The sequence below is a fragment of the Massilia sp. FBCC-B171 genome (assembly GCF_059134155.1).
In genome coordinates, this window is sequence record NZ_CP101443.1 from 1376961 (window position 1) to 1402636 (window position 25676).

At 65.0% G+C, this 25676-nt stretch carries 28 protein-coding genes; 18 read left to right on the forward strand and 10 right to left on the reverse strand.

Features of this window, described 5'->3' with window-relative positions; genetic code table 11:
- Window positions 1–2: 2 nt before the first annotated feature.
- The gene (gene pgi / locus NMB41_RS06245) at window positions 3–1643 is read right to left on the reverse strand and encodes a glucose-6-phosphate isomerase (RefSeq protein ID WP_494381610.1); all 1641 of its coding nucleotides are present in this window, start codon (window positions 1641–1643) and stop codon (window positions 3–5) included.
- 326 nt (window positions 1644–1969) lie between these two features.
- Between pgi and edd the strand changes: the two genes are divergently transcribed.
- From edd to NMB41_RS06265, 4 genes are all read left to right on the forward strand, one after another.
- Window positions 1970–3889: a phosphogluconate dehydratase gene (gene edd, locus NMB41_RS06250; protein ID WP_494381611.1), complete on the forward strand. Its 1920-nt coding sequence runs from the start codon at window positions 1970–1972 to the stop codon at window positions 3887–3889.
- An 8-nt stretch (window positions 3890–3897) separates the two neighbouring features.
- Window positions 3898–4524 carry a bifunctional 4-hydroxy-2-oxoglutarate aldolase/2-dehydro-3-deoxy-phosphogluconate aldolase gene (gene eda, locus NMB41_RS06255; RefSeq protein ID WP_494381612.1) on the forward strand — a complete coding sequence of 209 codons (627 nt, stop codon included), beginning with the start codon at window positions 3898–3900 and terminating at the stop codon, window positions 4522–4524.
- Window positions 4525–4562: 38 nt separating this feature from the next.
- Window positions 4563–5237 carry a YceI family protein gene (locus tag NMB41_RS06260; protein ID WP_494381613.1) on the forward strand — a complete coding sequence of 225 codons (675 nt, stop codon included), beginning with the start codon at window positions 4563–4565 and terminating at the stop codon, window positions 5235–5237.
- Between the two features lie 81 nt (window positions 5238–5318).
- Entirely contained in the window at window positions 5319–5900 is a 582-nt protein-coding gene (locus tag NMB41_RS06265) for an SRPBCC family protein (RefSeq protein ID WP_494381614.1), read from the forward strand.
- Between the two features lie 14 nt (window positions 5901–5914).
- Here the strand turns inward: NMB41_RS06265 and NMB41_RS06270 are convergent, their stop codons facing one another.
- Window positions 5915–6151: a hypothetical protein gene (locus tag NMB41_RS06270; protein WP_494381615.1), complete on the reverse strand. Its 237-nt coding sequence runs from the start codon at window positions 6149–6151 to the stop codon at window positions 5915–5917.
- Between the two features lie 126 nt (window positions 6152–6277).
- Here NMB41_RS06270 and NMB41_RS06275 point away from each other — a divergent pair, with 126 nt between their 5' ends.
- The 9 genes from NMB41_RS06275 (at window position 6278) to NMB41_RS06315 (ending at window position 16185) form a co-directional block, all read left to right on the forward strand.
- Window positions 6278–7726 (forward strand): aminotransferase-like domain-containing protein, encoded by a 1449-nt coding sequence (locus NMB41_RS06275; protein WP_494381616.1) that lies wholly within the window; start codon window positions 6278–6280, stop codon window positions 7724–7726.
- Window positions 7727–8091: 365 nt separating this feature from the next.
- The gene (locus tag NMB41_RS06280) at window positions 8092–8469 is read left to right on the forward strand and encodes a response regulator (protein ID WP_494381617.1); all 378 of its coding nucleotides are present in this window, start codon (window positions 8092–8094) and stop codon (window positions 8467–8469) included.
- A 158-nt stretch (window positions 8470–8627) separates the two neighbouring features.
- Window positions 8628–8861 (forward strand): hypothetical protein, encoded by a 234-nt coding sequence (locus NMB41_RS06285; protein WP_494381618.1) that lies wholly within the window; start codon window positions 8628–8630, stop codon window positions 8859–8861.
- 339 nt (window positions 8862–9200) lie between these two features.
- Window positions 9201–10682, forward strand: coding sequence for a SulP family inorganic anion transporter (locus NMB41_RS06290; RefSeq protein ID WP_494381619.1), 1482 nt, complete (start codon window positions 9201–9203; stop codon window positions 10680–10682).
- A 234-nt stretch (window positions 10683–10916) separates the two neighbouring features.
- On the forward strand, window positions 10917–11435 hold the full coding sequence (locus NMB41_RS06295; protein ID WP_494381620.1) for a Rhs element Vgr protein: 519 nt from the start codon (window positions 10917–10919) through the stop codon (window positions 11433–11435).
- 148 nt (window positions 11436–11583) lie between these two features.
- Window positions 11584–12072 (forward strand): hypothetical protein, encoded by a 489-nt coding sequence (locus tag NMB41_RS06300; protein WP_494381621.1) that lies wholly within the window; start codon window positions 11584–11586, stop codon window positions 12070–12072.
- A 67-nt stretch (window positions 12073–12139) separates the two neighbouring features.
- Window positions 12140–12514: a BlaI/MecI/CopY family transcriptional regulator gene (locus NMB41_RS06305; protein ID WP_494381622.1), complete on the forward strand. Its 375-nt coding sequence runs from the start codon at window positions 12140–12142 to the stop codon at window positions 12512–12514.
- A 2-nt stretch (window positions 12515–12516) separates the two neighbouring features.
- Window positions 12517–14004 carry a peptidoglycan DD-metalloendopeptidase family protein gene (locus NMB41_RS06310; protein WP_494381623.1) on the forward strand — a complete coding sequence of 496 codons (1488 nt, stop codon included), beginning with the start codon at window positions 12517–12519 and terminating at the stop codon, window positions 14002–14004.
- A gap of 42 nt (window positions 14005–14046) precedes the next feature.
- The gene (locus NMB41_RS06315) at window positions 14047–16185 is read left to right on the forward strand and encodes a TonB-dependent receptor plug domain-containing protein (RefSeq protein ID WP_494381624.1); all 2139 of its coding nucleotides are present in this window, start codon (window positions 14047–14049) and stop codon (window positions 16183–16185) included.
- Window positions 16186–16201: 16 nt separating this feature from the next.
- Here NMB41_RS06315 and NMB41_RS06320 read toward each other — a convergent pair whose 3' ends face one another.
- From NMB41_RS06320 to NMB41_RS06340, 5 genes are read right to left on the reverse strand one after another with little or no spacing between them, the layout of a single operon-like run.
- Entirely contained in the window at window positions 16202–17104 is a 903-nt protein-coding gene (locus NMB41_RS06320) for an alpha/beta fold hydrolase (protein ID WP_494381625.1), read from the reverse strand.
- A gap of 20 nt (window positions 17105–17124) precedes the next feature.
- Window positions 17125–17247 (reverse strand): hypothetical protein, encoded by a 123-nt coding sequence (locus NMB41_RS06325; RefSeq protein ID WP_494381626.1) that lies wholly within the window; start codon window positions 17245–17247, stop codon window positions 17125–17127.
- Complete coding sequence (locus NMB41_RS06330; protein WP_494381627.1) at window positions 17240–18463, reverse strand: ABC transporter permease; 1224 nt, start codon at window positions 18461–18463, stop codon at window positions 17240–17242. Before NMB41_RS06330 ends, NMB41_RS06325 begins: the two co-directional genes overlap by 8 nt.
- On the reverse strand, window positions 18460–19221 hold the full coding sequence (locus NMB41_RS06335) for an ABC transporter ATP-binding protein (RefSeq protein WP_494381628.1): 762 nt from the start codon (window positions 19219–19221) through the stop codon (window positions 18460–18462). The genes NMB41_RS06330 and NMB41_RS06335 overlap by 4 nt, the downstream gene beginning before the upstream one ends.
- Window positions 19221–20432 (reverse strand): efflux RND transporter periplasmic adaptor subunit, encoded by a 1212-nt coding sequence (locus tag NMB41_RS06340; protein WP_494381629.1) that lies wholly within the window; start codon window positions 20430–20432, stop codon window positions 19221–19223. The genes NMB41_RS06335 and NMB41_RS06340 overlap by 1 nt, the downstream gene beginning before the upstream one ends.
- Window positions 20433–20629: 197 nt before the next feature.
- Here NMB41_RS06340 and rpiA point away from each other — a divergent pair, with 197 nt between their 5' ends.
- Both rpiA and NMB41_RS06350 read left to right on the forward strand, forming a co-directional pair.
- Window positions 20630–21307 carry a ribose-5-phosphate isomerase RpiA gene (gene rpiA / locus NMB41_RS06345; RefSeq protein ID WP_494381630.1) on the forward strand — a complete coding sequence of 226 codons (678 nt, stop codon included), beginning with the start codon at window positions 20630–20632 and terminating at the stop codon, window positions 21305–21307.
- 13 nt (window positions 21308–21320) lie between these two features.
- A complete protein-coding gene (locus tag NMB41_RS06350) occupies window positions 21321–21653 on the forward strand; it encodes a hypothetical protein (RefSeq protein WP_494381631.1) in 333 nt (110 codons plus the stop codon).
- 34 nt (window positions 21654–21687) lie between these two features.
- Here the strand turns inward: NMB41_RS06350 and NMB41_RS06355 are convergent, their stop codons facing one another.
- On the reverse strand, window positions 21688–22203 hold the full coding sequence (locus NMB41_RS06355; protein WP_494381632.1) for a DUF2325 domain-containing protein: 516 nt from the start codon (window positions 22201–22203) through the stop codon (window positions 21688–21690).
- On the opposite strand from NMB41_RS06355, the gene NMB41_RS06360 reads away from it, so the two are divergent.
- Both NMB41_RS06360 and NMB41_RS06365 read left to right on the forward strand, forming a co-directional pair.
- Window positions 22151–22930 (forward strand): hypothetical protein, encoded by a 780-nt coding sequence (locus NMB41_RS06360; RefSeq protein WP_494381633.1) that lies wholly within the window; start codon window positions 22151–22153, stop codon window positions 22928–22930. The genes NMB41_RS06355 and NMB41_RS06360 overlap by 53 nt on opposite strands.
- A gap of 184 nt (window positions 22931–23114) precedes the next feature.
- Window positions 23115–23636 (forward strand): hypothetical protein, encoded by a 522-nt coding sequence (locus NMB41_RS06365; RefSeq protein ID WP_494381634.1) that lies wholly within the window; start codon window positions 23115–23117, stop codon window positions 23634–23636.
- Here NMB41_RS06365 and arfB read toward each other — a convergent pair.
- Window positions 23626–24024, reverse strand: a complete 399-nt coding sequence (gene arfB / locus NMB41_RS06370; protein WP_494381635.1) for an alternative ribosome rescue aminoacyl-tRNA hydrolase ArfB — start codon at window positions 24022–24024, stop codon at window positions 23626–23628. The two genes, NMB41_RS06365 and arfB, sit on opposite strands and share 11 nt — an antisense overlap.
- A gap of 130 nt (window positions 24025–24154) precedes the next feature.
- Between arfB and NMB41_RS06375 the strand changes: the two genes are divergently transcribed.
- Complete coding sequence (locus NMB41_RS06375; RefSeq protein ID WP_494381636.1) at window positions 24155–24562, forward strand: hypothetical protein; 408 nt, start codon at window positions 24155–24157, stop codon at window positions 24560–24562.
- 195 nt (window positions 24563–24757) lie between these two features.
- Here the strand turns inward: NMB41_RS06375 and NMB41_RS06380 are convergent, their stop codons facing one another.
- Window positions 24758–25573 (reverse strand): DUF817 domain-containing protein, encoded by an 816-nt coding sequence (locus NMB41_RS06380; RefSeq protein WP_494382798.1) that lies wholly within the window; start codon window positions 25571–25573, stop codon window positions 24758–24760.
- Window positions 25574–25676: the final 103 nt, after the last annotated feature.

The window sequence follows — 25676 nt, forward strand, 5'->3', positions numbered from 1 at the left end:
CATTAGACGGCGGCCTTCGCGCGCGCGATCAGGCCATTGGTGGAACTGTCGTGCTGCGCAGGCTGCGTGTCGCCGGCCAGCTCGGCCTCGATCTTCTTGGCCAGCACCTTGCCCAGCTCGACGCCCCACTGGTCGAAACTGTTCAGGTTCCAGAGCACGCCCTGCACAAAGGTCTTGTGCTCGTACAGTGCGATCAGGGCGCCCAGCGTGGCCGGGTTCAGGTATTCCATCAGGATCGTGTTGCTCGGGCGGTTGCCGGGGAAAGTCTTGTGCGGCGCCAGGCGTTCGATCTCGGCCAGCGCCAGGCCCTGCTCCTGCAGGTCCTTGCGTACTTCGTCGATCGTCTTGCCCTTCATGAAGGCTTCCGACTGGGCGAAGCAGTTCGCCAGCAGGGCCGTGTGGTGGTGCTGCAGCTCGTGCGCCGGGCGCAGCGCCGCGATGAAGTCGATCGGCGTCACGTCGCTGCCCTGGTGCAGCAGCTGGAAGTAGGCGTGCTGGCCGTTGGTGCCGGGCTCGCCCCAGATGGCAGGGCAGGTCGGGGTGTCGACCGGGGCGCCTTCCTTGGTCACGCGCTTGCCGTTGCTCTCCATGTCGAGCTGCTGCAGGTAGGCCGGGAAGCGGTTCAGGTCCTGGTGGTAGGGTGCGATCGAGACCGAGGTGCAGCCGAGGAACTGGCGGTTCCAGAAGCCGACCAAGGCCAGCAGCATCGGCATGTTCTCTTCCACTGGCGCGGTCCGGAAGTGCTGGTCCATGGCGTGGGCGCCGGCCAGGAAGTCCGAGAAATAGCCGAAGCCGACGGCCAGGGCCACCGGCAGGCCGATCGCCGACCACACCGAATAACGGCCGCCGACCCAGTCCCAGAAGGGGAACATGTTGGCCGGGTCGATGCCGAAGGTCTTGATCGCTTCGACGTTGGTCGAGACGGCCACGAAATGCTTGGCCAGTGCGTTTTCCTGCGCCTGGGCCAGGAACCAGCGGCGCGCGGTCTGCGCATTCATCATGGTCTCGGCCGTCGTGAACGTTTTCGAGGCAATGATGAAGAGGGTGGTTTCCGGATCCACCTTCTCGAGTACGGCGTCCATGTCGTGGCCGTCGACGTTCGAGACGAAGTGCAGGGTCAGGCTGGGGTGGCTGTACGGGCGCAGCGCCAGGCAGACCATCTTCGGGCCGAGGTCGGAGCCGCCGATGCCGATGTTGACGATGGTGCTGATCGGCTTGCCGGTGTGGCCGCGCCAGTCGCCGCTGCGCACGGCATCGGTGAAGGTTTTTACACGGGCCAGGACGGCGTGCACGTCGGTGGTGACGTCCTGGCCGTCGACGACCAGCTGAGCGTCGCGCGGGGCGCGCAGGGCGGTGTGCAGGACGGCGCGGTTTTCGGTGTTGTTGATCTTCTCGCCCGCGAACATGGCGTCGCGCTGGCTTTCCACGCCGCGCTCGCGTGCAAGCGCGGCCAGCAGTTCAAGCGTGCGCCCGTCAAGACGGTTTTTTGAATAGTCTAGGAACAGGCCGGCGGCCTCGATCGACATGCGATCGAAGCGCTGCGGATCAGCCGCGAACAGCTGGCGCATCTCCCAGTCTTCGGCCTCGACGGCGTGGGTTTCGAGTGCCTGGAAGGCGGCGGTGCTGGTGAGGGAAGTGGTCATGAGAGCAGGCGCGATGTTGTTTTGAACAGGTTATCGAATCATACAGGAATGGCGCGTAAATTCACTACATGATGGTAAGAGATGCGTGCCCGGGCTTACTGTTGACGTAGCGGTTGAATAACGGTCCGACCGCGTGGGCACGAGTGTCCACCCTACGGTACGCGACCGTCCACGACAGGGTTTAGCTTCCCGGTAAGCTGCACATCGTAGGGTGGGCATTTGTGCCTACGCGGTACAGCGCTTCCGATGCTGCAAACTTGAAGCACGCCACGCACCCATTCCCACTTTGTAGTAAAATTTCAGAAAACAATTTCGAAGGAACGATTATGGCGCTGCACCCCGTAGTTGAACAGGTAACGAACCGGATCATCGAGCGCAGCCGCGCCTCGCGCGCTGCCTACCTCGCGCACCTCGAGGCGGCGCGCATCCAGGGCGTGCAGCGCGGCGCGCTGTCGTGCACCAACCTGGCCCACGGTTTCGCCGCCTTTCCCGCCAACGACAAGCTGAAACTGCGCGAGACGAAGAAGCCGTCGGTCGCCATCGTCTCGTCCTATAACGACATGCTGTCGGCGCACCAGCCGTTCGAATATTTTCCACAACTGATCAAGGATGCGGTGCGCGACATCGGCGCCGTGGCCCAGTTCGCAGGCGGCGTGCCGGCCATGTGCGACGGCGTCACCCAAGGCCAGCCGGGCATGGAGCTCTCCTTGTTCTCGCGCGACACCATCGCCATGTCGACCGCGGTGGCGCTCTCGCACAACATGTTCGACGCCGCCCTCTACCTGGGCATCTGCGACAAGATCGTGCCGGGCCTCCTGATCGGCGCGCTCCACTTCGGCCATATCCCGGCCGTGTTCGTGCCGGGCGGCCCGATGACCACCGGCCTGTCGAATAAAGAGAAGGCGCGCGTGCGCCAGCTCTACGCGCAGGGCAAGGCCACGCGCGAGGAACTGCTCGAATGCGAATCGGCCTCCTACCACGGCGCCGGCACCTGCACCTTCTACGGCACCGCCAACAGCAACCAGATGCTGATGGAGATGATGGGCCTGCACCTGCCGGGCGCCGCCTTCATCACGCCGGGCACGCCACTGCGCGACGCCCTGACCCGCGCCTCCTCGCACCAGGCGGTCGCGATCTCCCAGCAGGGCGGCAACTACATGCCGGTCGGGCACATCGTGGACGAGAAAAGCATCGTCAACGCCATCGCCGCACTGCACGCCACCGGCGGCTCGACCAACCACACCCTGCACCTGGTGGCCATCGCACGCGCGGCCGGCATCGTCATCGACTGGAACGACTTCGACGAACTGTCGAAAGTCGTGCCGCTGCTGACGCGCATCTACCCGAACGGCGACGCCGACATCAACCACTTCCAGGCCGCCGGCGGCCCGGGCTTCGTCATCCGCGAGCTGCTCGATGCCGGTCTCGCCCACGACGACGTCAACACCATCCTCGGCCACGGCCTGCGCAAGCACTGCAAGGAGGCGTTCCTGGACGAGAACGGGAATGCCGTGTTCAAGGACGTGCCTGCGCAAAGCGGCGACGAATCGGTGCTGCGCCCGCATGCCAACCCGTTCAGCAGCAATGGCGGCATGGTGCTCGTCAAGGGCAACCTGGGCCGCGCCGTGATGAAGGTCTCGGCCGTGAAGATCGAACACCAGACCGTGGAAGCGCCTGCGCTGACCTTCAATTCGCAGGAAGACTTCATGCACGCCTACAAAGCGGGCCACCTGAACCGCGACTTCGTGGCCGTGATCCGCTTCCAGGGTCCGCGCGCCAACGGCATGCCGGAACTGCATGCGTTGACGCCGGCGCTGTCGAACCTGCAGGACGCCGGCCACCGCGTGGCGATGGTGACCGACGGCCGCATGTCGGGCGCCTCCGGCAAAGTGCCGGCGGCGATCCACGTGTCGCCCGAGATCCTGGCCGGCGGCCCGCTGGGACGCGTGCGCGACGGCGACATCATCCGCGTCTGCGCCGCCACCGGCACCCTCGAGGCGCTGGTCCCAGCCGAAGTATGGGACGCGCGCAAGCAGGTTACCGCCGACATCTCGTCGAGCCACATCGGCATGGGCCGCGAGCTGTTCTCGATGTTCCGCAATTCCAGCAGTGCGGCGGAAGAGGGCGCGGCGACGTTCCCGCTGCCGTCGCCGAAGCACACCACCGTGCCTTTGCATGAAGGCGCCGACAGCGGCGAAATCATGCCCGGCTCCGACGAAGATTTCCTGTTCAAGACTCCGAAGTGACTACCACCATGACCATGACCGTACTTGACATCATGCGCTCGGCGAGCGTGATTCCCGTAATCGCCATCGACGACCCGGCGCACGCCGTGCCACTGGCGAAAGCCCTGGTTGCCGGCGGCATCCGCGTGCTCGAAGTGACCCTGCGTACCGCGCACGGCCTGCAGGCGATTCGCGACATGGCCCAGGTCGAAGGCGCCATCGTCGGCGTCGGCACCCTGACCCAGGGTGAAGAATTCGCCGCCGCGCGCGATGCGGGCGCCGTCTTCGGCGTCTCGCCTGGCCTGACGCCCGCACTGATCGAAGCGGCGCGAAAGAGCGGCCTGCCGCTGCTGCCGGGCGTGATGACGCCGTCGGAAGTGATGATGGCGCGCGAAGCGGGCTTCAAGCAACTGAAGCTGTTCCCGGCCGTGCCGGCGGGCGGCGTCGGCATGCTCAACGCCATTGCCGGCCCGCTGCCGGACGTGACCTTCTGCCCGACCGGCGGCATCTCGATCGATACCGCGCCCGCTTTCCTGGCCTGCAAGAACGTCGCCTGCGTGGGTGGCTCCTGGCTCACGCCGAAGGACGCGATCATGGCCGGCGACTGGGGCCGCATCACGGAGTTGGCGCGGGCTGCGTCGGCGCTGCGCAAGTAAGCTTCATGGCCCGGCCATGGCAGTCCGCGCTAGTCCCCATGAAGCGCGTTCTTCCGTTGCTGTTGCTGCTGACCGCCTGCGGGCGGCAGCTGGCGCCACCAGTGCCGGTCCTGGGCGACGGTCCAGGCGCGTATCGTGCACGAGCGGCTTCCGGTGTCGCCGTCTACGCGGTTGACCCGAATGCCTCGCTCATCGCCGTGACCGTGCGCCGTGCTGGCCTGATGGCGCGGCTCGGGCATGACCACGTGGTAGCCAGCCGCACGCTGGCGGGCTATGTCGCGCCTGGCGCGGGCAGGGCCGACCTTTCTTTCCGTGTCGACCAGATGACGGTCGACGAGCCGGAGCTGCTGCGCGACGCGGGCATCGACAAACAACCGTCACCGCAAGCGGTCGAGGGTACGCGCACGAACATGCTTGGGCCCGTACTCGAGGCGCAGCGCTATCCGATGGCGACGCTGCATGCGCAGCAGCAGGCCGACGGCCGGCTAAGCGTCGCGGTCACGCTGCACGGCGCGACGCGCTCGCTGGCGCTACCGGCCACGGTCCGCATCGACGCGGCACAGGTGGTCGCGAGCGGAACGGCGCGCCTGAAACAGACGGATTTCGGCATCACGCCGTTTTCAGTCGGGGGCGGCCTGCTTTCAGTACAGGATGAGCTGGAGGTGCGCTATCACATCGTCGCGCGGCGCTGGAGCCCGTCGGTTGGCCCATAGGCCGATGACGGCGCGCTGCAATCGTGTGACGCACGCTTATTCGCATGTTACGCTCCGTGCATGCCACGTCGCATCTCAAACATGCTGTTGCTCAGCTGCGCTTTGTCGGCTTGGGGCCCCACCCTGGCGGCAGCGCAGCCTGGCGCGCCAAAATTCGAATTGACCGTTGAGCGCGTCGATGGGGCCGAGGGAGACCCGGCCTATCAGATCACCTCAAGCGGCGCAGTCGCGGCCACGCCGGCGGTTGTCTGGCGTATTCTCACCGATTACAACCATCTGGCCGACTACCTGCCAAACCTGACAAGCACGCGCGTGGTGTCCCGCAATGGCGACAGGGTCATCGTCGAACAACTTGGCACTGCCCGCTTTCTATTTTTCAGCCAGGCGATTCGCCTGGTGGTGCAGGTGCAGGAACGCTCGCCCGATCGCATCGACATCAGCCTGATCGACGGCGACATGAAAGTCTACCGCGCCACGTGGGAGCTCAGGCCATTGGCCGGCGCTACCGGAACCAGGGTGGTGTACAACGCGACCATCGTACCGAAGTTCGGGGTGCCAGGGATCGTGGGAACAAACGTGGTTCGAAAGGACATTGCCAGGATGATGGCGGCAGTGTTGTTGCGATTGGATCGCCAAGAGCCGCAGACGCAATCACCGCCTTAGCCCGGCAGATTGAATTATGGGAAGGTCAAGTCCAGACCGAGTTTCCTGGCAAGGAAGAAGGTGACGAACACCAGGCCCAGGAGAGCGAGCACGAAGACTGCGGCGACCTTGCCGGCTGAGCGTAGCACCGCGCGCTTGTCCTTCACCTTGCCCTTCTTCCCCTGATCGTAATGCCACTTGACGGCGAAGAACATGCCCGTGCCTAAGGCGAGAACCTTGAACGTACCTGCGACTATTGGGAACCAATCCATGATTTTCAGTATTTCCAGGCTATGACTTGCGAGAGGAGAAAACGTCAGCGACTTTTATGCAGGGATGGCCTTGCTGCACGTTCTGAGGCATTCTACTTAAAAGCAATATCCATACATTGAGACAAAATGTCCCAGTTGAAAGCCATACAAGATGAAGATTTGCCAATCTGGTTGCCGCGATTGGCGGGGAACAAAGGGCCGCGTTTTTTGCAGATCGCGGATGCCTTGCAGGCGGCATTGGCGGATGGATCACTGAAACCGGGCGACCGCCTGCCTCCGCAGCGTCAGCTGGCGGCACAGCTGGACGTCGACCTGACGACGATCACGCGCGCCTACGACGAAGCCAGGCGCCGCAACTTGTGTGAGGGCCGCGGCGCGCGGGGCACGTATGTCGCGGCGCCGAAAGTCGAATTGACGTCGATTCTCGACCTCAGCATGAACACCCCACCGCCGCCGGATGGCGTGGACTTCGACGACATGCTGAAACAAGGTTTGTCTCAAGTGCTGATGAGGGCAGATAGTGAGTTGCTGATGACTTACCACTTGGGCGGGGGAAGCGACTCCGACCGCAAGGCTGGAGCCACATGGCTCGAGCCGATGTTTGGACATCTGGATTCCGGGCAGCTCGTTGTCTGTCCGGGTGCGCAAGCGGCGATCGCCGCATCGATCCTCGCGCTGACGCAGCCTGGCGATGTCATCCTCGCAGAGCCAGCGACGTATCCCGGCTTGCGTGCGGCAGCGAGCCAATTCGGCCGGCGCATCATTGCGGTGGAAACGGACAAGCACGGGATGGTGCCTGAGCTGCTGGAGGAGGCGTGCCGCCAGCACAAGCCTGGGCTGGTCTACCTCAATCCGACATTACAGAACCCGACCGCCATCACCATGCCGGAACGCCGGCGCAAGGAGCTCGCCGGCATTGCGAAGCGCTGCAATGTACGCATCGTCGAGGACGATCCCTACTGGCTCCTTGCCGAGTCCCCGCCACCACCTGTTGCCACGTTCGCCCCGGAACAGGTGGTCTACATTTCGACCCTGTCGAAATGCCTGACGCCCGGCTTGCGTGTCGCTTTCGTGCTCATACGCGATCCGCAAGAACGCGAACGTTTTCTGGCCGCGCTACGATCATTTGCGCTGATGGTCGCCCCTCTGACGGCCGCACTGGCCACGCAGTGGATCCTCGACGGTTCGGCCGGCGTGTTGATGGAAGGCGTACGCAAGGAGGCGCGCGTGCGCCATCGGATGGCGCGCGATATCCTGGCGGGGCGGTACAGCGGCTTTGGTGACGGCCTGCATGTATGGCTCGAGTTGCCGGCGTATTGGAACTCATCGCAGCTTGCGCGTGCTGCCGACAGCGAGGGCATCGCCGTTACGCCGGCGGAGGCATTCGCAACAGGCAGCGTATCCGCGAATGCAATTCGAATCTCTTTGGGTAGCATCAAGGACCGTGGACGCTTGCAGGCGGGTCTTCAACGCCTGTCGCACCTGCTTGCGCGGCAGCCCGAGCCGTACCCCCGTGGCAGTCTGCACACCGAATCTCAGGTCCTTGCGACCGAAACGAACAGGCGCTGCGGCTAGCAACACTTCTTGCTTGTCATTTGAGTAACAGCGCCATACACTGAGCGCCGGTAAAGTCAAAGCATGGTCATGCGTGAAACGGCTGGACAAGGCAACGGAGTTTGCCAGCCGGGTTTTCATAAGAGTAACCAGCGCGACGTCGTCCACAACATTCCGACTTAATCCGATCAACCTGTGCGAATCGCTCCTGCGCCGCCGATATATCGAGCCCTGCCAATGACCGACTCCCCTGACCAGTCGCATTTCCGCGGGAGCGCCGGCCCGGACGCCGGCAGCCTGTTCCGCATCTGGCTGCCGCGTGCGGACACGCCGGAGCGGTCGAGGCTGCGCCGCCTTCGCGTCCGGGTGCGAACGAACGATGCAGAGTGTTGGTCGTCGACTATAACCGCGACGCGGCCGAGACCATGGCCATGGTGCTGGAAATGAGCGGCCACGCGGTACTCCTCGCGCACGACGGGCAGGCAGCGGTAGAGATGGTGAAGCGGCATGACCCTGCGGTCGTGTTCCTCGACATCGGCATGCCGGGCATGAATGGCTACGAGACTGCATCTCTGTTGCGGGCCTTGCCGGGCGCGCAGGCCCGCGTGTTGGTGGCGCTCACCGGCTGGGGCAGCGAGGCCGATCAGGCGCGCAGCCTTGAGGCAGGTTTCGACCTGCACCTGACCAAGCCGGTCGACATCGACAAAGTCCAGCGCGTGCTGTCGGCGCGTTTCAGCCACGAGGATTGCGGGTCGGCGCCGTGAGGCGGTAGCGTGTCCAGGAAGCTGTTCAAAACGGTATCCGCGCAATCTGAGTTAAGCTTGCCAAGCCTCTCGACTTTGCAAAAGTAACCGATGGATGCCGCCCCTCTTCGCCGCCCGCGTGCGCAACGCTGGCGCCCCTCACCGCCGGCGAAATCGCCATGGCCTCGCTGCTGTTTCGCGATGCCATCGACTACACCCGCGTACGCGTGTTCAACCGGCGCTACATGCCGTTCCAGCCGCAGAACTGCGCGATGACCCCGAACGGCAGCATCTATTTTCACGCTTCCTGCTTCCTCGACGATTACGCCGAGGCCAACCTCACCGGCCAGCACTGGTTCATGCACGAGATGGTCGTCTTGTGGCAGTCTGCACACCCACGTGTTGGGGCATAGTTCGCCGCGTTCCTTGACGATGTCTATGTTGCGGTGCAAAATGGTGGGCTATGACCGTCCCGTTCCCTGCATCCGACACGACATCTCGCGCGAAATCCGCCGCTGAGTGCGCTCGTTCGTGTCTTCATCGGGACGAGCCTTCCTATCCAGGCGTAGGTTTGCCGCGCGGTTATTTTTCCTCCGTTACTCCCCCATAAGACTGCTTCTCATCGGCAGATAACGCGACGTCGTTCGCTCTGACATCGCGCCTGCAATGCTCACTTCCGATTCGCTGCGGGTATCTTCGCGCAGGGTGTTCACTCATCTGTACTCGGCAATTCTCGCCTGAGAAGGTAATTCATGTCTTTACAAACTATTCGCCAGGACTGGTTTTCCAACGTCCGTAACGACCTCCTTGCAGGTCTCGTGGTCGCACTTGCACTTATTCCAGAGGCGATCGCTTTTTCCATCATTGCTGGCGTCGATCCGAAAGTCGGCTTGTACGCTTCATTCTCCATCGCTACCCTGATCGCCTTCTTCGGTGGCCGTCCCGGGATGATCTCGGCGGCAACCGGGGCGATGGCTCTCGTCATCGTTACACTGGTAAAAACCCATGGCCTGGACTACCTGCTCGCCGCCACCATCCTGGCAGGAGCACTTCAAATCGCTGCGGGATGGATAAAGCTTGGCCGGCTGATGCGCTTCGTCTCGCGCTCGGTCGTGACCGGGTTCGTGAATGCCTTGGCCATCCTGATCTTCCTGGCGCAGTTGCCCGAGATGACGAACGTTACCTGGCACGTGTACGCCGTTACGGCTGCTGGTTTGGCTATCATCTACGGCCTGCCTTATGTGACGCGCGCCGTCCCATCCCCGCTGATAGCGATTGTCGTGCTCACGGGTGTGTCTATCGCACTGGGCCTGGACATCCGCACCGTCGGCGACATGGGCCAGCTTCCGGACAGCCTGCCTTCCTTTCTGATCCCGAACGTGCCGTTCAACCTGGAGACTTTCCAGATCATTCTTCCTTACTCGGCAACGTTAATGGTCGTTGGCCTGCTCGAGTCGCTGATGACTGCCACCATCGTCGATGACCTCACTGACACCAAGAGCGACAAGAACCGCGAATGCGTGGGCCAAGGCGTCGCCAACATTGCGACCGGCTTCATTGGCGGTATGGCTGGTTGTGCAATGATCGGCCAGTCCGTCATCAACGTAAAATCCGGCGGGCGCGGTCGGCTCTCGACCTTGACCGCAGGCATGGTGCTCCTCATTCTGGTTGTTTTTTTGGGTGAGTGGGTCAAGCAGATCCCGATGGCAGCACTCGTCGCGGTGATGATCATGGTGTCCATTGGCACCTTTAACTGGAACTCGATCAGGCATTTACGCGAGCACCCACCTAGCTCGAGCATCGTCATGGTGGCAACGGTCATCGTCACTGTGGCCACCCATGACCTGGCGAAAGGCGTGCTGACTGGAGTATTGCTGTCGGGTATCTTCTTCGCTCAGAAGGTCAGCCGTCTGCTGGCTGTCAGCTCGGAGGCTGAACATGCTGGCCGCAGTCGCCGATACCGGGTATCGGGCCAGGTCTTTTTCGCTTCCTCGGATCATCTCGTCCACTCGTTTGACTACACCGAGACCTTGGAGCGCGTGCATATTGATCTGACTGGCGCACATTTCTGGGACATCACTGCAATCGACGCTCTGGATAAGGTCGTTTTCAAGTTCCGCAGGATCGGAGCGCAAGTCGAAGTGCAGGGCCTGAACGAGGCCAGCGCCACGTTGGTGGATAAGTTTGGCGTTCACGACAAACATGACGGCCATGATGTTCTAGTCGGTCATTAGCCTTGACAGCCGCCCAGGACGGGCAGCTTGGGTCGACAGGAGGCGGCCCGGATGCTCTGAATCGAGGGGCTGTGAAGCGATGGTACCGTCAAGGAGCTGTTAGATGCGGTGTCCGAGCAATCTGAAGTAAGATTGCCATGCCTCTCACTCTCGCAAAAGTAACCGATGCATGCCGCACCTGTTCGCCGCCTGCATGCGCAGCGCAGGCGCCCCCTCACCGCGGGCGAAATAGCCATGGCCTCGCTGCTGTTTCGCGATGCCATCGATTATGAGCGCGTGCGCATCCACGGCCGCCGCTACATGCCCTTCCAGCCGAAGAACTGCGCCATGACGCCCAACGGCAGCATTTACTTCCACGCCTCTTGTTTCCTCGACGACTATTCGCAGACGAACCTCACCGGCCAGCACTGGTTCATGCACGAGATGGTCCACGTCTGGCAGCACCAGCTGGGCTACCCGGTGCGCCTGCGCGGCGCCGTGCGCATTGGCTTGCCCTACCACTACGACCTGCACGAAGATGCGACGCTTGCCGACTACAACATGGAAGCGCAAGGCGACTTGCTGGCCGATTACTTCGTGTTGAAGTTCTTGAAGAAGCCCGAGGCGATGCGGCAGCGCCGCTACCAGAACGACCTGGCCTTGTACGAGCAGGTGCTGGCGCCATTCCTGGCCGATCCCGCCAGCCGCGACAACCTGCACCGGGGTTTTGCGCGCAAGCTCGCGCGCTCGCCGCTCAGTCGCTGGGCTCGCTAGGCTGATGATGTGCGGTGAGCGTTTGCTCACCGAAAAGCCGCCGCTATTTCGTCACATCCCCTCCCCGGAATTGACATTCCTCAATGCTGCTGCACAGCAACATATTAGGCTTATTCCTCCTTTCCCCTTCCTGTTTTCCGAACCCGTCATGAAGCTGCTTCTCATCCTGTGCCTTGCCAGCCTGATTACTCTCCCGGTCCTGGCAGCCCGGCGCGTGGGCGAGGCGCAGGTCCGCCCCGGCAAGAATGACCTGCCTTGCTTCACGATTGCCGAGCGTGAAGAGAAGCGCGGCGGCAATCCCGATTTCCAGTCGGTGACGGTCATGGCCAACCAGCGCATCCTGTGGCGCATGAGCATGCCGCGCGAGCGCACCTTCCCGCTTGCCTTCAACATGTGCATTCCCTACGGGGGCAGGGGGCCGGCGCTGCCGCAGACGCCGGCGGCGGCGCTGGAAAACGGAACCGTCTACACCGTGCATCTCGACACCCGGCCCGACAAGGGTTCCACGGCGCCGCTGCGCTATGCCGCGCGCTTCTGCCTGGCGCGCCAGGCCGACGGCAAGACGGCCGTCCACCAGCTGGGCGCGATCGAGCGGCCGACGCGCGGCCTGCCTGACTGCCGGGACAAAGACAACTAAAGAGCGCTTGCCCCCGTGTGACAACTGTCGTATGCTTGCGTCATCAGTCACGCGACGCGAGCCCATCATGTCCATTCCTTCCGTAACCGAGCTGACGCTGCTGAAGTCTTTGTGGCGCCAGCACCCCTTGTCGGCGCGCGAACTCCACGAGCAGGTCGCGGCCGAACTGCACTGGTCCTATTCGTCCACCCGCAAGACGCTCGAGCGCATGGTGGAAAAGAACATGGTCACGCTGCAGGCCGTGCATGGCGTGAACGTGTACACGGCGGCGCTCGACAAGATCGAAACCCTGGCCGGCTTCGCCCGCGATTTCGGCCGGCGCGTGATGGAGATGGACGAACCGCTGCCGGTCAACATGTTCACCGGATCGAAGCTCGTGAACCATGCCGAACTGGCCGAGCTGGAACAGCTGCTGCACGACTGGCCAGGCGACAAGGACTAGGCATGGTGTTCCATCATTTTTCGTTCCTGTTCCTGCAGGCGAGCGTCAGCGCTTTCGTCACCGCCAGCGTAGCCTGGGCGCTCCTGCACCTGGCGCGCCGGCGCTGGCCCAGCCTGGATGCGCGGCGCTCGCCCTGGCTGCTGGCACAAGGCATCGGGCTCGCGTCGCTGGTCCTGGCGCTGCTGCCGGCGGCGTCGCGTTGGAGCCTGTTCGCAAGCGTCCCGGTTGGCCAGGCGGGAGGCGAATGGCAGGTGCTCGGCACCGATGCCACGGTCGTTCTCCAGGGGACGGCCGGCGCCCTGGCCGCTCCGGATTTGCTGCCGGCGCTTGCATGGTCCTGGGCCGCGGTCTATCTCGCCGGCGCCGCGTGGCATGCGCTGCGCTTGCGGCGCGCGGGACGCGGGCTGCGTACGCTGCTGTTCGTCGCCGAGCGCCTGGACGATGCGGCCATGGCCGCGCACCCCGCATTTGCCCGCCAGCGTGGCGCCTTGCCGCCCGTGCTGGAAGTCGATGCGCCGATCTCTCCGATGCTGGCCGGCCTGTTTGCGCCGGTCCTGCTGCTGCCGCGCCACATGCGCGATTTGCCGCCGCTGCAGCAGCAACTGATCGTCGCCCACGAGCTGACCCACCTGCGCCGCCGCGACCCCTTGTCGCAGCATGCCGCCACCCTGGCAGCCATCCTCCTGTGGTTCATACCGGCAGTGCACAGCTTCCGCGGCCGCCTGCAATGGGCACTGGAGCTCGGCTGCGACCGCGCCGTGCTGGCGGGCCGCTCGCAGGATGAACGGCGCAGCTACGCCGCCGCCTTGCTGGCGCAACTGGCCATGCAGGTGCGCGCAGGCAGCGGCAGTACGCCCGACATGGCGCCTGCCTCGCTGGCCTTCGGTGCGCGCGGCGCGCAGGCGGTGGCCGAGCGCATTCACCTGATCCGCGACGCGCAACCCGCCGCCCACGGCCGGGTCGCCTGCATGGCCGCCTTGCTGCTGTTGCCGGTCCTGTGCGGCGCCAGCGTGCTGTTGCAGCCGCAGTTCGCCTGGCACGATGCCGGCGAGGCCGCGCCGGCTGAACTTCCAGGCGCCGGCAACGCCGCACTGGCCTTGCAAGCCCCGCTGGCACAGCTGCGCGTCACCGGCAGCTACGGTTCCATCAACCACCCCGGCGGCCGGCCGCACCGCGGCACGGACTTCGGCGCCGCGCGCGGGACCGCCGTGCTGGCGCCGGCCGACGGCAAGGTCGCGATCTCGACCGACCGCTACGAAGGCGGCGCGCGCTACGGGAAGGTGCTCGTCATCGAGCATGCAGGCGGTACCCGTACCTTGTATGCCCACCTCGACCAGCGCCTGGTGCGGGCGGGCGAACGCGTGCGGGCCGGCCAGCACATCGCCCTGTCGGGCGCGACCGGCAAGGTCACCGGCCCCCATCTGCACTTCGAGGTCTCGCAGCAGGGAGCGCATGTCGATCCGCAAGCGCTGTTGAAGGGCGCCCGATGACGCACGCCATACCAAACAACTTTATCACCCACCCATAAGACCATGCGAACCATCCGAACCGGCGGCGCCAGCGCGCTGCTGCTGGCGGCGCACGCCTGTGCCTGCGCCCAGTCCACCGAGCCGCCCATGCAGCAAGTCGTCGTCAAGAGCGGCGTGCACGAGGCCCGTGCGCAGTCGACGACAACGGCCATCGTCGTCGGGCGCGACGAGCTCCTGCGCCAGGGCGACACCAGCCTGGCCGAAGTACTGAAACGCCAGCCCGGCATCACGCTCGACGCCAGCCCCGGCAAGGCGCCGACGATCCGCATGCGCGGCATGGGCGGCGGCTATGTCGCGATCCTGCTCAACGGCCTGCCGGCGCCGAGCGGCTTTTCGCTCGAATCGATCAGCCCCGATCTGATCGAACGCATCGAAATCGGACGCGCCGCCACCGCCGAGACCAGCAGCCAGGCCGTGGCCGGCACCATCAACGTGATCCTGCGCCGCGCAGGGCCGGGAAAGGATGGCGCCGCGAACGAGGTTAAAGGCGGCAGCGCCTTCGTTGCCGGCCGCGCCGCGCCGCAGCTGGTGGCCCAGCACAGCGGCCGCGCCGGCGCCCTGGCCTATACCGTCACCGCCACGCTCAAGCGCAACGACAACCCGATCGAGGCCATCACCACGGAAGAGGGCGCGCAGCCGGCACTGCTGCGGCGCACCGCATGGCTTGACCACCAGGTCGAGGATCTGCTGGAACTGGCGCCGCGCCTGTCGTGGCAACCGAACGCGGACGACAGCATCACGTCGCAAAGCTATCTGCGCAAGCGCCACGTCGACAATGCCAAGCGCGAGGATGAAACCACAGAGATCGGCCGCCCGACCGCCTTCCCGCACGCCCGGCACACTTACGAAACGCGTCCCGTCCATGCCTATGCCGACCTGGCCTGGACGCGCAAGCTCGGCGCCGGCGCGCGGCTTGCCGCCAAGCTGTCCGGCTTTTATGTGCGGCGCGAGGCCGCGTTCGAATACCGCGGCATGGACCTGCAGGACCAGTTGCTGGAGTCCCACCTGGTCGCGTCAGGCCCGGTCGAGCGCGAATGGACCTTCAACGGCAGCTGGCGCCGCCCGCTGTGGGGGAGCCACGCCCTGGCGGCCGGCTGGGAGTTCGGGCGCAAGGGGCGCAGCGAATACCGGCGCGAACGGCAGTTTGACGCCGGCGGCAGCCTGCTGCTGGCCAGCGACGAGCATTACCGCGCCAAGGTCTCGCGCAGCGCCTTCTTCATCCAGGACGAATGGGACATCGACGCCGCCTGGTCGGCTTACCTCGGCCTGCGCCGCGAAGTCCTGCACACGACCGGGGAGGGCAATGCCGACGCGCCGGTCGACGTCGACGCCGGCGCCTGGAGCCCGATCTTCCAGACGCTGTTCAAGCCGCAGGCCTCGAAGGAAGGCGGGGCGCGCGACCAGTTCCGCCTGGCCGTCGGCCGCACCTACAAGGCGCCGAACATCGTCCAGCTCATGCCGCGCCGCTACACGGTCGACAACAACAACAGCGCCACCAACCCCGACCAGCAAGGCAATCCGCAGCTGCGTCCTGAGCTTGCGCTGGGCGTCGACCTGGCCTGGGAGCGTTACCTCAACAAGACCGACATGGTCAGCCTCAGCGCCTTCCACAAGCGCATCCGCGACATCACGCTGGTGCGCGTCGTCCAGGACAAGGGCGTGTGGATCGCCATGCCGGACAATGCGGGCGAGGCGACCGTGCAAGGCATCGAATTCGAGGGGCGCAGCACTGTCGGGCCGCTGACGGCGCGCATCAACCTGGCGCGCAACTGGTCGCAGGTGGACAGCGTGCCGGGGCCGGACAACCGCATCGACGGCCAGGCCGCGCGCAGCGGCAACCTCGGGCTTGATTACGCAGCGCCATCCGGCCGGGCCGACCTGGGCGGCACCTTCACCTGGCGCGCTCCGCTGGCCAACCGCACCAGCGCGGTGCTGTTCAGCGACGCCGGCGCCAAACGCCAGCTCGACCTGTATGCGGTGTGGAAGCGCGACGCGAGCTCGCGCCTGCGGCTGTCGGTGTCCGACCTGCTGCACCCGGATTACCGCGAGCGGCTTGTGTATCAGGGCGCCAGTCCGCTCTCGCGCACGACGGTCTACCGGGGGCAGCCGGTGTGGCGGCTGATGTGGGAGCAAACCCTATAAAAGGGTGCCCGCGCTTTTACTTCGCCGACAAAAATGCGGCCGCTTCGGTCCGGAACCGTTGCGGCTGGTCCCACATGATGAAGTGGGCGCTGTCTGGAATGCGCTTGAGGGTCAGCTGCTTGACCGGCGCGTAGGCGCTCTTGTAGACGCCGTCGAACTGTTCGGCCGCCAGCGGCACGCTTTTCGGCTGGACGTACAGCACCGTGACCGGCACCGTGATCTTCGGCAGTTCCGGAATCAGGTTCGTGACGATCAGTTCGCGGTAGGCGCGAATGCCCACGTCCGGGTCGCTGGCCATCGAGTCCTTGATGGCCACCGGGCGCATCGCCTCGGTGTCGACCATGCCGGCGATGGTGTCGTTGGCGCGTTTCGAACGCTGCTCGGGCGGCGTGGCGCGCATGCCGGCCGCGATCTGGTCGGCGACCGCTTCGACGCGGGCCGGCGCGGCGCCGGGGCCGGCGAAGAAGCTACCCAGGAAGGGGAACATGTCGACCACCATCAGGCGCGAGAGCGTGTCGGGGTGGCGGCTTGCCAGCATCATGCCGATGGTGCCGCCCATCGAGTGGCCGATGACGGCCGGCTGCTTCAGGTTCGACTCCTTGATGTAGCGCGCGATTTCTTCGGCCACGGGCGCTGCTACCGCGCCTTCCTTGTTGGCCCCGGTGGGCTGGCCAGCAAAGCCGGAGATCTGCACGAGGTGGTAGCGGTAGCCCGGCAGCGCATCCACGGTCGAGGACCAGGTACGCGGCGAGGAGTTCAGGCCGGGGATCAATACCACGTCCGGTCCCGTGCCCTCGGTGCGCACCGTAATGCGCTCCGACGAGAAGGGGGCGGCCAGGGCGCTGCTCAAGGGGAGGGCTGCAAGTACCGCTACCACGCCGGCCGCAAATGCACGGCGCGAGAACATCGTTTTGCTCATTCTGATCCTTGTCGAGATAATTAGTCGTTGATGCGGATGCCGGCAATGCCGAAGTGCCGCGCCCGACCTGCAGCACTTGCGCGCACACCAAGCTTACTGCAGAACGTGATCGGCGGCGCATCTTCCGGCCGGGTATCACTCATGCCGTAAACAATCCACCGGCAGCAGGCGCGAGGCCCGCCGCGCCGGATAGAAGCCGAAGAACACGCCGACGGCGCTGGCAAAGGCGCAGGCCACGATCACCGCGCTCAGGCCGACCCGGACGTCGAATTCGGCCGCCGCCGAAATGGCCGCTGCGCCGCCAGCTGCGATCGCGATCCCCACCGCCGCCCCGGCCAGGCAGATCATGACCGCCTCGGTCAGGAACTGCAGCAGGATGTCGCGCGGCTTGGCGCCGATGGCCATGCGGATGCCGATCTCGCGCGTGCGCTCGGTCACCGAGACCAGCATGATGTTCATGATGCCGATGCCGCCGACAATGAGCGAGATCCCGCCAATCACGCCCAGCAGGGCCGCAATGCCCGCGCTGATCTTGCCGGCGGTGGCGGCAAAGGTCGCCATGTTCTGCATCCTGAAGTCGTCGGGTTCCTCGAACTTGATGCGGTGGCGGTCGCGCAGGGTTTCCTTCATGTCTACAATTGCGTCGTCCAGCACGCCTTCGCTCTTGCCCTGCGCGGCGATGTAGTGGACGTTGTCGGGGAAGGAGCCGCGCACCATGTAGGCGCGCGCAGCGGTGATCGGGACCAGCACCATCTCGGCCAGGTCGTCGCCGTCGAGCTGGCGGCCTTCGCCCTGCAGAACGCCGATCACCTGGAAGGCGACGTTCTCGATGCGCAGGTAGCGTCCGAGCGGGTCCTGACGGTAGAAGAACTGGTCGGCCTTTTTCTGGCCGATCACCACCATGCGCGAGGCGGCGCGCACGTCCTCGTCGGTGAACATGCTGCCCTGGTCGATCTTCCAGTTGCGAATCTTGAACATGGCCGGCGTCACGCCATGCACCATGCTCACGGCGGTCTCGTTGCCGGCAGCGAGCTTGAAGCTGCCCTGCAGGGCGGGGGCGGCGCCGGCCAGGGTTGGCAGGCGGTTCAGGGCTTCGGCATCGGCCAGGGTGAGCGAGGGCACGGCGCCGCTGCGGCTGCGCTGCTCCTGGGTGCGGTCGCCGCCGGGCATCACGTAGACCATGTTCGTGCCGAGCATCTGCATCTCTTTCTTGATGAAGCGCTGCATGGTGTCGCCCAGGGCCAGCATCAGCACCACCGAGGCGATGCCGATCACGATGCCGAGCATGGTCAGCGCCGTGCGCAGCCGGTTCGCGGCCATCGAGCGCAGCGCTTCCACGACCACCTGCCAGGCCTTCATGCTTCGCTCCCGGCGATTGAATGCTCATGGCTGGCCGCGAGCTGGCGCAGGCCTTCAAGCGCAGGGCCGTCGTAGACCACGCGCCCGTCCTTCAGGCGCACCAGGCGCCGGCTCCAGGCGGCGATGTCCGGTTCGTGCGTGACCAGCACGATGGTGATGCCGCGCTCGCGGTTCAGGGTCTGCAGGCCGCGCATGATGTCGTCGCTGGTTTGCGTGTCGAGGTTCCCGGTCGGCTCGTCGGCCAGGATCAGCGGCGGGTCGCCCACCAGGGCGCGTGCGATGGCCACGCGCTGCTGCTGGCCGCCGGAGAGCTGGTTCGGCGTGCGCTTGCCGAATTCTCCCAGGCCGACGCGTTCGAGTTCCTGCATCGCCTTGGCCAGCGCGCGCGTGCGCGGCACGCCCGCATAGATCAGGGGCAGGGCCACGTTCTCGAGCACGCTCATGCGCTTGATGAGGTTGAAACTCTGGAACACGAAGCCGATGGTGCGGTTGCGGATCTCGGCCAATTGTGCGCGTGTCAGGGCGCGCGTGTCGGCGCCGTTCAGAAAATAGTCGCCGCCGCTGGCCTGGTCGAGGCAGCCGAGGATGTTCATCAGGGTCGACTTGCCGGAGCCCGACTGGCCCATGACGGCGATGAAGTCGCCGCGCTCGACCCGCAAGTCGACGCCGAACAGCACCGGCGTTTCGACGCTGCCCGAAATATAGCTTTTTTCGACAGCGCGAATGTCGATCAATGCGTCGATCAGTGCCGCCGTCATCACATGTCCTGGGCTGGGGTCAGCGCACGGGTGACCACGCGCTCGCCGGCTTTCAGGTCGCCGCCGACGACTTCGGTGTAGCGGAAGTTCGACAGGCCGATGCGGATGTCGACCGGCTTCGGCTCGTTCTTCGCGTCGAGTTTGTACACCTTGAACATGCGCGCGGTCTCGCCCGCGCTGCGGAAGGCGAGATCGTCCTCAAGCGGCGGCAGGGAGGCGTTATGCGCCGGATCCTTCGCAGCCTTCTCGGCCAGCGCCTTGCGTTCCTTCTCTTGCTCTTCTTCCGACAGCCGGAAGCGCAAGGCGGCGGTCGGGATGCGCAAGGCCTTTGGCCGGGTGTCGACCACCAGCCGCACCTGGGCCGTCATGCCGGGTTTCAGGAGTTCGTCCTTGTTGTCGACGTTGAGGACCACGTTGTAGGTGACGACGTTCTGCACCACGTTCGGCGCCAGGCGGAACTGGCGCATGGTCGCGTTGAACTCGCGGCTCGGGTAGGCGTCGACGACAAAACGCGCCGGCAAGCCGTCCTTCAAGGCGCCGACGTCCGCTTCCGAGACGCTGGTATCGATCTGCATCTTGGTCAGGTCCTGCGCGATCTGGAACAGGTTCGGCGTATTGAACGAGGCCGCGACCGTCTGCCCCAGGTCGATCGTGCGCTTGATGATGACGCCGTCGATCGGGCTGCGGATCACGCTGTTGTTCAGGTCCGCCAGGGCCCGTTCGAGCTGGGCGCCGGCCAGCTGCTGGTTGGCGCGCGCCACGTCGAGCTCGCGGCGCGACTGGTCGAGCGCCAGGCTCGAGACGAAGTTCTGGGCCACCAGCTGCTGGTTGCGCTCGAAGCTCGCCTGCGCCAGGCGGCTCGAGGCCTGCGCCGAGGCGACGCTGGCGCGGGCTTGCCCGACCTGGGCGTTGAAGATGGTCGGGTCGAGTTTCAGCAGCACCTGCCCCTTTTTCACGCGGTCGTTGAAGTCGGCCTTGAGCTCGACCACGGTGCCCGAGACCTGCGAGCCGACGTTCACCAGCGCCACCGGATTGATGGTGCCGGTCGCGGTGACCGTGTGCGTGATGGCGCCGGTGTCGACCACGCTGGCGCGGAATTTCAGCGGCGGCGTCTTCGGCTCGCTGCCGAGCTTGGCCCAGGCCACGGCGCCGGCGCCGGCAATCAGGAGGGCGCCTGCCACCAGCACGCGTTTTTTGGTAAAAATCTTCATCGTGTCGCCTGTCCGAGGTGGATGATGCCAATTTGCAATTAACCAAGTGTCTGTGATTTTTCTCCCCTCCGCAATTTAAAACGGATACATATCCGCAGGATTCGGATATGCATGTGGCCGTTTCGACGCAGGGATAATCGGGGTGGAAGTGGCGATCCGCTAAAATGGCGGCATTCCTCTTTTCCATTGCAAAGATCATGACTCAGGACGAACTCAAGCAAGCCGTGGCACGCGCCGCCATCGATTACGTGGTCGACGGCGAAATCATCGGCGTGGGCACCGGCTCGACGGCCAATTTCTTCATCGACGAGCTGGCGAAAATCAAGGACCGCATCAAGGGCACCGTCGCTTCGTCGGAAGCCACCGCGGCGCGCCTGCGCGGCCACGGCATTCCCGTGTTTGACCTGAACGAGGTCGAGTCGATCGCCGTCTACATCGACGGCGCCGACGAGATCACCGAGCAGGGCGCGATGATCAAGGGCGGCGGCGCGGCGCTGACGCGCGAGAAGATCGTCGCTTCGGTGTCGAAGAGTTTTGTGTGCATCGCGGACGGCTCGAAGCTGGTGCCGGCGCTCGGCAAATTCCCGCTGCCGGTCGAAGTGATTCCGATGGCGCGTGCGGCCGTGATGCGCAAGCTGGCAGCTCTTGGCGGCCAGCCGCGCCTGCGCACGAAGGCCGGCAGCGACCAGCCCTTCATCACCGACAACGGCGGCGAGATCATCGACGTGGCCGGCATGCAGATCGCCGACCCGGTGGCGCTGGAAACCGAGATCAACAGCATTGTTGGCGTGATCGCGGTCGGCCTGTTTGCGCGCAGCGGCGCCAACGTCTGCCTGCTCGGCATGGCCGACGGCGTCAAGAAACTGACCTTCTGATCGGGGACCGTCAATGAAAGCACTGCTGGCGCTGGTAATGGTAGCCGCTGCTGCAAGCGGCTGCACGATGTTCAAGTCGAAGCGGCCCGCCGCGCAACAGGCGGCGGTGCCGGCGAAAGCGGCGCCCCAGCTGGTCGACGCCAACGGCGTGGCGATCGAACGCGTGCCTTACCGGGTCGGCGTGTCGTCCAGCACGGTCGAGCAGCTGGCGCGCCAGCATGCCTGCAGCGGGCAGGGCGCCGGCCTCATTACCGAGCCCGGGCCGGTCGAGGTCTACCGCCTGCAGTGCAGCGACGGCAAGGTGTTCATGGCGCGCTGCGAGCTGCGCCAGTGCCGCAAAATGTAATCGATACGGTCTGTCTCACTTCCCGAACGGCGCCTCACGGCGCCGTTTCCACTTCCTGCAGCGTGCGCACCAGGTTCGAGGCGCTCGGGTTGTCGACGAAGACGCAGCGTGTTCCGGTGCGCTTGCAATAATCCTTCACGCGCCAATAGGCGCCATGGCTGATGCAGCCGGTCTGGCAGATGACCAGGTCGGCGGCGGCGAGGTTTGCATCGAGCATGCCGCTGCTGTCTTCCAGGCCGCCGTCGTGGTGCGCGAACTGGGCGCCGGCGCGTTCGACGATGCTGCGGTAGATCGGCACGCTGCCGCTGCGCCCGCCCACGCACAGGATGCTCCGGTTCATGAAGCGCACCGGCTGGCCAGGCGGCTCGGCCGGCGCGGCCGGCTCCGGCAGGGCAGGCGCAGGCGCGGGTGCGGCTTGCGCTTGCGTTAACGCGGCCAGTTGCGCACGCAGCGATCCTTCGCGCGCCTCCACCAGCGCCAGGCGGTTGGCGAGACGCTTGCGCGTGTCCAGGTCCGGCACCGATGCACGCAGCGCCGCCCAGTTCGGCACGCGCCTGGCCGATGTCGGTGTCCTTCCCGATCGCCAGCGCGCGCAGCTGCAACAGCGCCGCGTCGTGTTCGCGCGCGGCCTCGGCCTTGTCTTGCGTGAGGCCGTTGCAGCGCTCCTGCAGCTTGAGCAGCGCGCGCCCCAGCCTGGCGTTTTCGGCCAGCAGGGCCCAGTACTTGCCCATGTCGACGCGGGCGCAGGCGCCGGCCTGGTGCTGCACCATGTGGATGTCGCGCGTCATCTGCTCTTCCAGTGCCGGGGTGCAGCGCGCGTGCGTCAGGCCGGCCCAGAAGGCGCCGGCGACGTTGCCGGCGGCGACCGCCTCGTTCCACAAGCCATGGACTTCAGCCGTGGTGCGGGCCTTCTGGAAGCGCCCGAGCTCCAGCGCGTAACGCTGCTCGAACTCTTTCTGCAAGGCTTCGGACAGCGCCTTGCGCGTCATGCATTCGTTGACGACGCCGACGTGCAGCTCGTAATCGTCGTGCTCCGCGGTGTCGCCGATGATTTTTTCGGCCAGCTTGCGCAGGCCCTGCATCGAAACCCCGACCCCGATCAGCGGGCAGTGGCAGGTATGGGAGAGCTCCCACAAGCGCCGGCGGCGCGAAGCTTGCGGCGCGGCGCCAAGGGCCGCGGACGCGCTGTGTTTATCGCACATACATGTCCTCAAGGGTTAGAGTTGGGCATCAATGAGAATGATTCTCATTACCATTCTATCCGAGGTGTGATTTGATGCAAGCGAAATTCGTCATTTGAAAGCATCCTCAACTAACTGACCATTCATCGGTAATTGCAGAATGACCGATCCGATCCCACTTCCGGCTTCACGACGGCTTGCCTGGTGCTTATGGCTGGCTTTCCTTGCCTGCTATCCACTGTCGCAGCGCATGCCGCCGGCATGGGCCTGGGAAAACGGCATGCTCGAGAATATTCAGGTGGCCTTGCTGCTGGCCGGCGCGCTGTGGGCGCTGCTGGCATGGCGCCGCCTGCGTCCCGGTCCTGCCGCGGTACTGGCCGCCTGCGCGGTGCCGGTCTGGCTCCTGCTGGCGGGGCGCGAGTGCAGCTGGGGCGCGGTATTCCTGCCGGCAATCGGCTTCGACAAGGATGGCCCGGTCTACGCCTCGCGCATCCTGTGGTACCGGCCGCTGGTGGGGCCGTTTGCCGGCGCGGTGCTGGGGGGCCTGCTGATGCTGGCCTGGCGCCATCGGCTCGGCCGCCTCATCAAGGACCTGATCGTGCGCCGCCGTTTCCCCTGGGGCATCCTGGTCTTGGTGGTTGTCGTCGGCTACGCGTCCACGTTCGCCGAAGGGCATCTGCGTCCGGTCACAGGATTCATATTCGACCAGGCCGACGCCTATGAAGAACTTGCCGAGCTGGTCGGCTATCTCGCGCTGTTGGCCATGCAGGGCAGCGTGTTGCGGGAACTGGCTATTCGCTGACCCGCCCGCGCAGCGCCTTGATCTGGCCGCTGCGCGTCTTTTCGTCGAGCCGGCGCCGCTGCGAGCCGCGTGTCGGCTTCGTGGCGCGGCGCACGACCTGCACCTCGGCCACCTGCGCGATCAAGGCCTGCAAGCGCTGCAGGGCGTCGTCCTTGTTCTGCTCCAGGCTGCGCGATTGCTGCGCTTTCAGCACCAGCACGCCGTCGCGCGTGATGCGGGTGTCGCGCATCTCGAGCATGCGCTCCTTGACGTATTCCGGCAGCGACGAGGCCTTGATGTCGAAACGCGCGTGCACGGCGCACGAGACCTTGTTGACGTTCTGGCCGCCGGGGCCCTGGGCGCGGATGGCGATGAATTCGACTTCGGAGGGATTGATCTGGGGTGTCACTTCTGTTTCCAGCTGCTTCAGGGCCTCCATCATGCCGGAAAAAGGCGTGTATTTGTAACAACTGTAACGTGTGCGCTGTATTGATGGAAAGGTGTATTCTTGTAATAACAAATTGATAAGGAGCCCCCTCATGAACAAGACCACCATTTCCGCACTGATGCTCGCCGTTGCCGTCCTCGCCACCGGTTGCAAAAAAGCCGACAACGATCCATCGACCGGCCCTGCGCAGGAAGCCGGCAAGGCCATCGACAACACCGCTGCAAACGCAGCCCAGGAAACGCGTGAAGCCGGCGCCGCTGTCGGCGCTGCGACCGAGCGCGCTGCCGAGAACGTCGAAGCGGGCGCCGAGCGTGCCGCTGCCAACGTCGATGCCGCCACCGACCGCGCTGCCGCGAACATGAAGGAAGCCGGCGCCGAAGTGCGCCAGGAATCGCGCGAAGCCGCAGCTGAAGTCAAGCAGGGCGCCGCCAATGTCACCGACAAGGCCGGCAAGGGCCTGGAGCGCGCTGGCGAAAAGATGCAGGACGCCTCGAAGTAATGCAAGTCGAGGCCGGGCCTGCGTAGTCAGGCCCGGCCAGCAGTTCCCGACAACCCGCCCACCTTCATGGTGCGCGGGTTGTCGTTGTTTATTGCAGGAAGAAGCGGATGATGCGCGTGACCACGAATAAGGTGGCCAGCACAATCAACACCCATTTTGCGACGGTGAATGCCTTGCTGCGTGGTCTGGTCATGGTCATGCCTCGGCGATGTGGATCTTGCTTTTGATGTGTTTGAGGCTGGCGACAATGGTAAACGTCATGATGACCAGCAGCGACCACGAGCTCCATTTGCTGATGTGGACGATCGACCAGGCGCCGAGCTGGTTCGGATAGCGCCACACGCCCCAGAAGGTGCTCATGTTTTCGGCCAGCCAGATGAAAAAGCCGATCAGGACAAAACCCAGCATCAGCGGCATCTGGCGGTCGCGGTCGAGCGGCCGGTAGATGACGACCGTGCGCGAATACAGGCCCAGCGCGCAGGCCGCCAGGTACCAGCGGTAGTCGCCGATATAGTGGTGGGTGAAGAAGTTGGCGTAGATGAGGGCCGCGATCAGCGCCGCCATCCAGTAGGGCGGATGGTGGCGGATGCGCAGGTCGAACATGCGCCAGGCCTGCACGATATAGCTGCCCACCGAGGCGTACATGAAGCCGGCGAACAGCGGCACGCCGAAGACCTTGGTATAAGCGAAGTCCGGGTAGCTCCAGGACTGGATGCTGCCGGAGACCTTGAAGGCCTCGAGCGCAAAGCCGACCATGTGGAACAGGCAGACGGCCTTGAGTTCGTCCCAGGTTTCCAGCTTCGCATACACCATCCAGCACTGGATGCCGAGGGCGACGATCAGCAGCACGTCGTAGCGTGGGATGCCGAGGATCCCGGCGCGCGGCATCACAAGCACGGTGGCCATGAAGGTGAAGACGAACAGGCAGGAGCGCGCGTTCTTGAAGCCGAAATACAGGAATTCGATCAGGCCGCGCCGCAGGCGGCCAAGCTCGCGCGGGCGGCCGTCCATCAGCAGGTTGTCGAAGGCGGCTAGCATGTTCATGTTCTTTTCCAGGCCGGGTAGTGGGCGCGTCCATTTTACGACGAGCTCCGCGGCGCCGGCCGAAACCGGA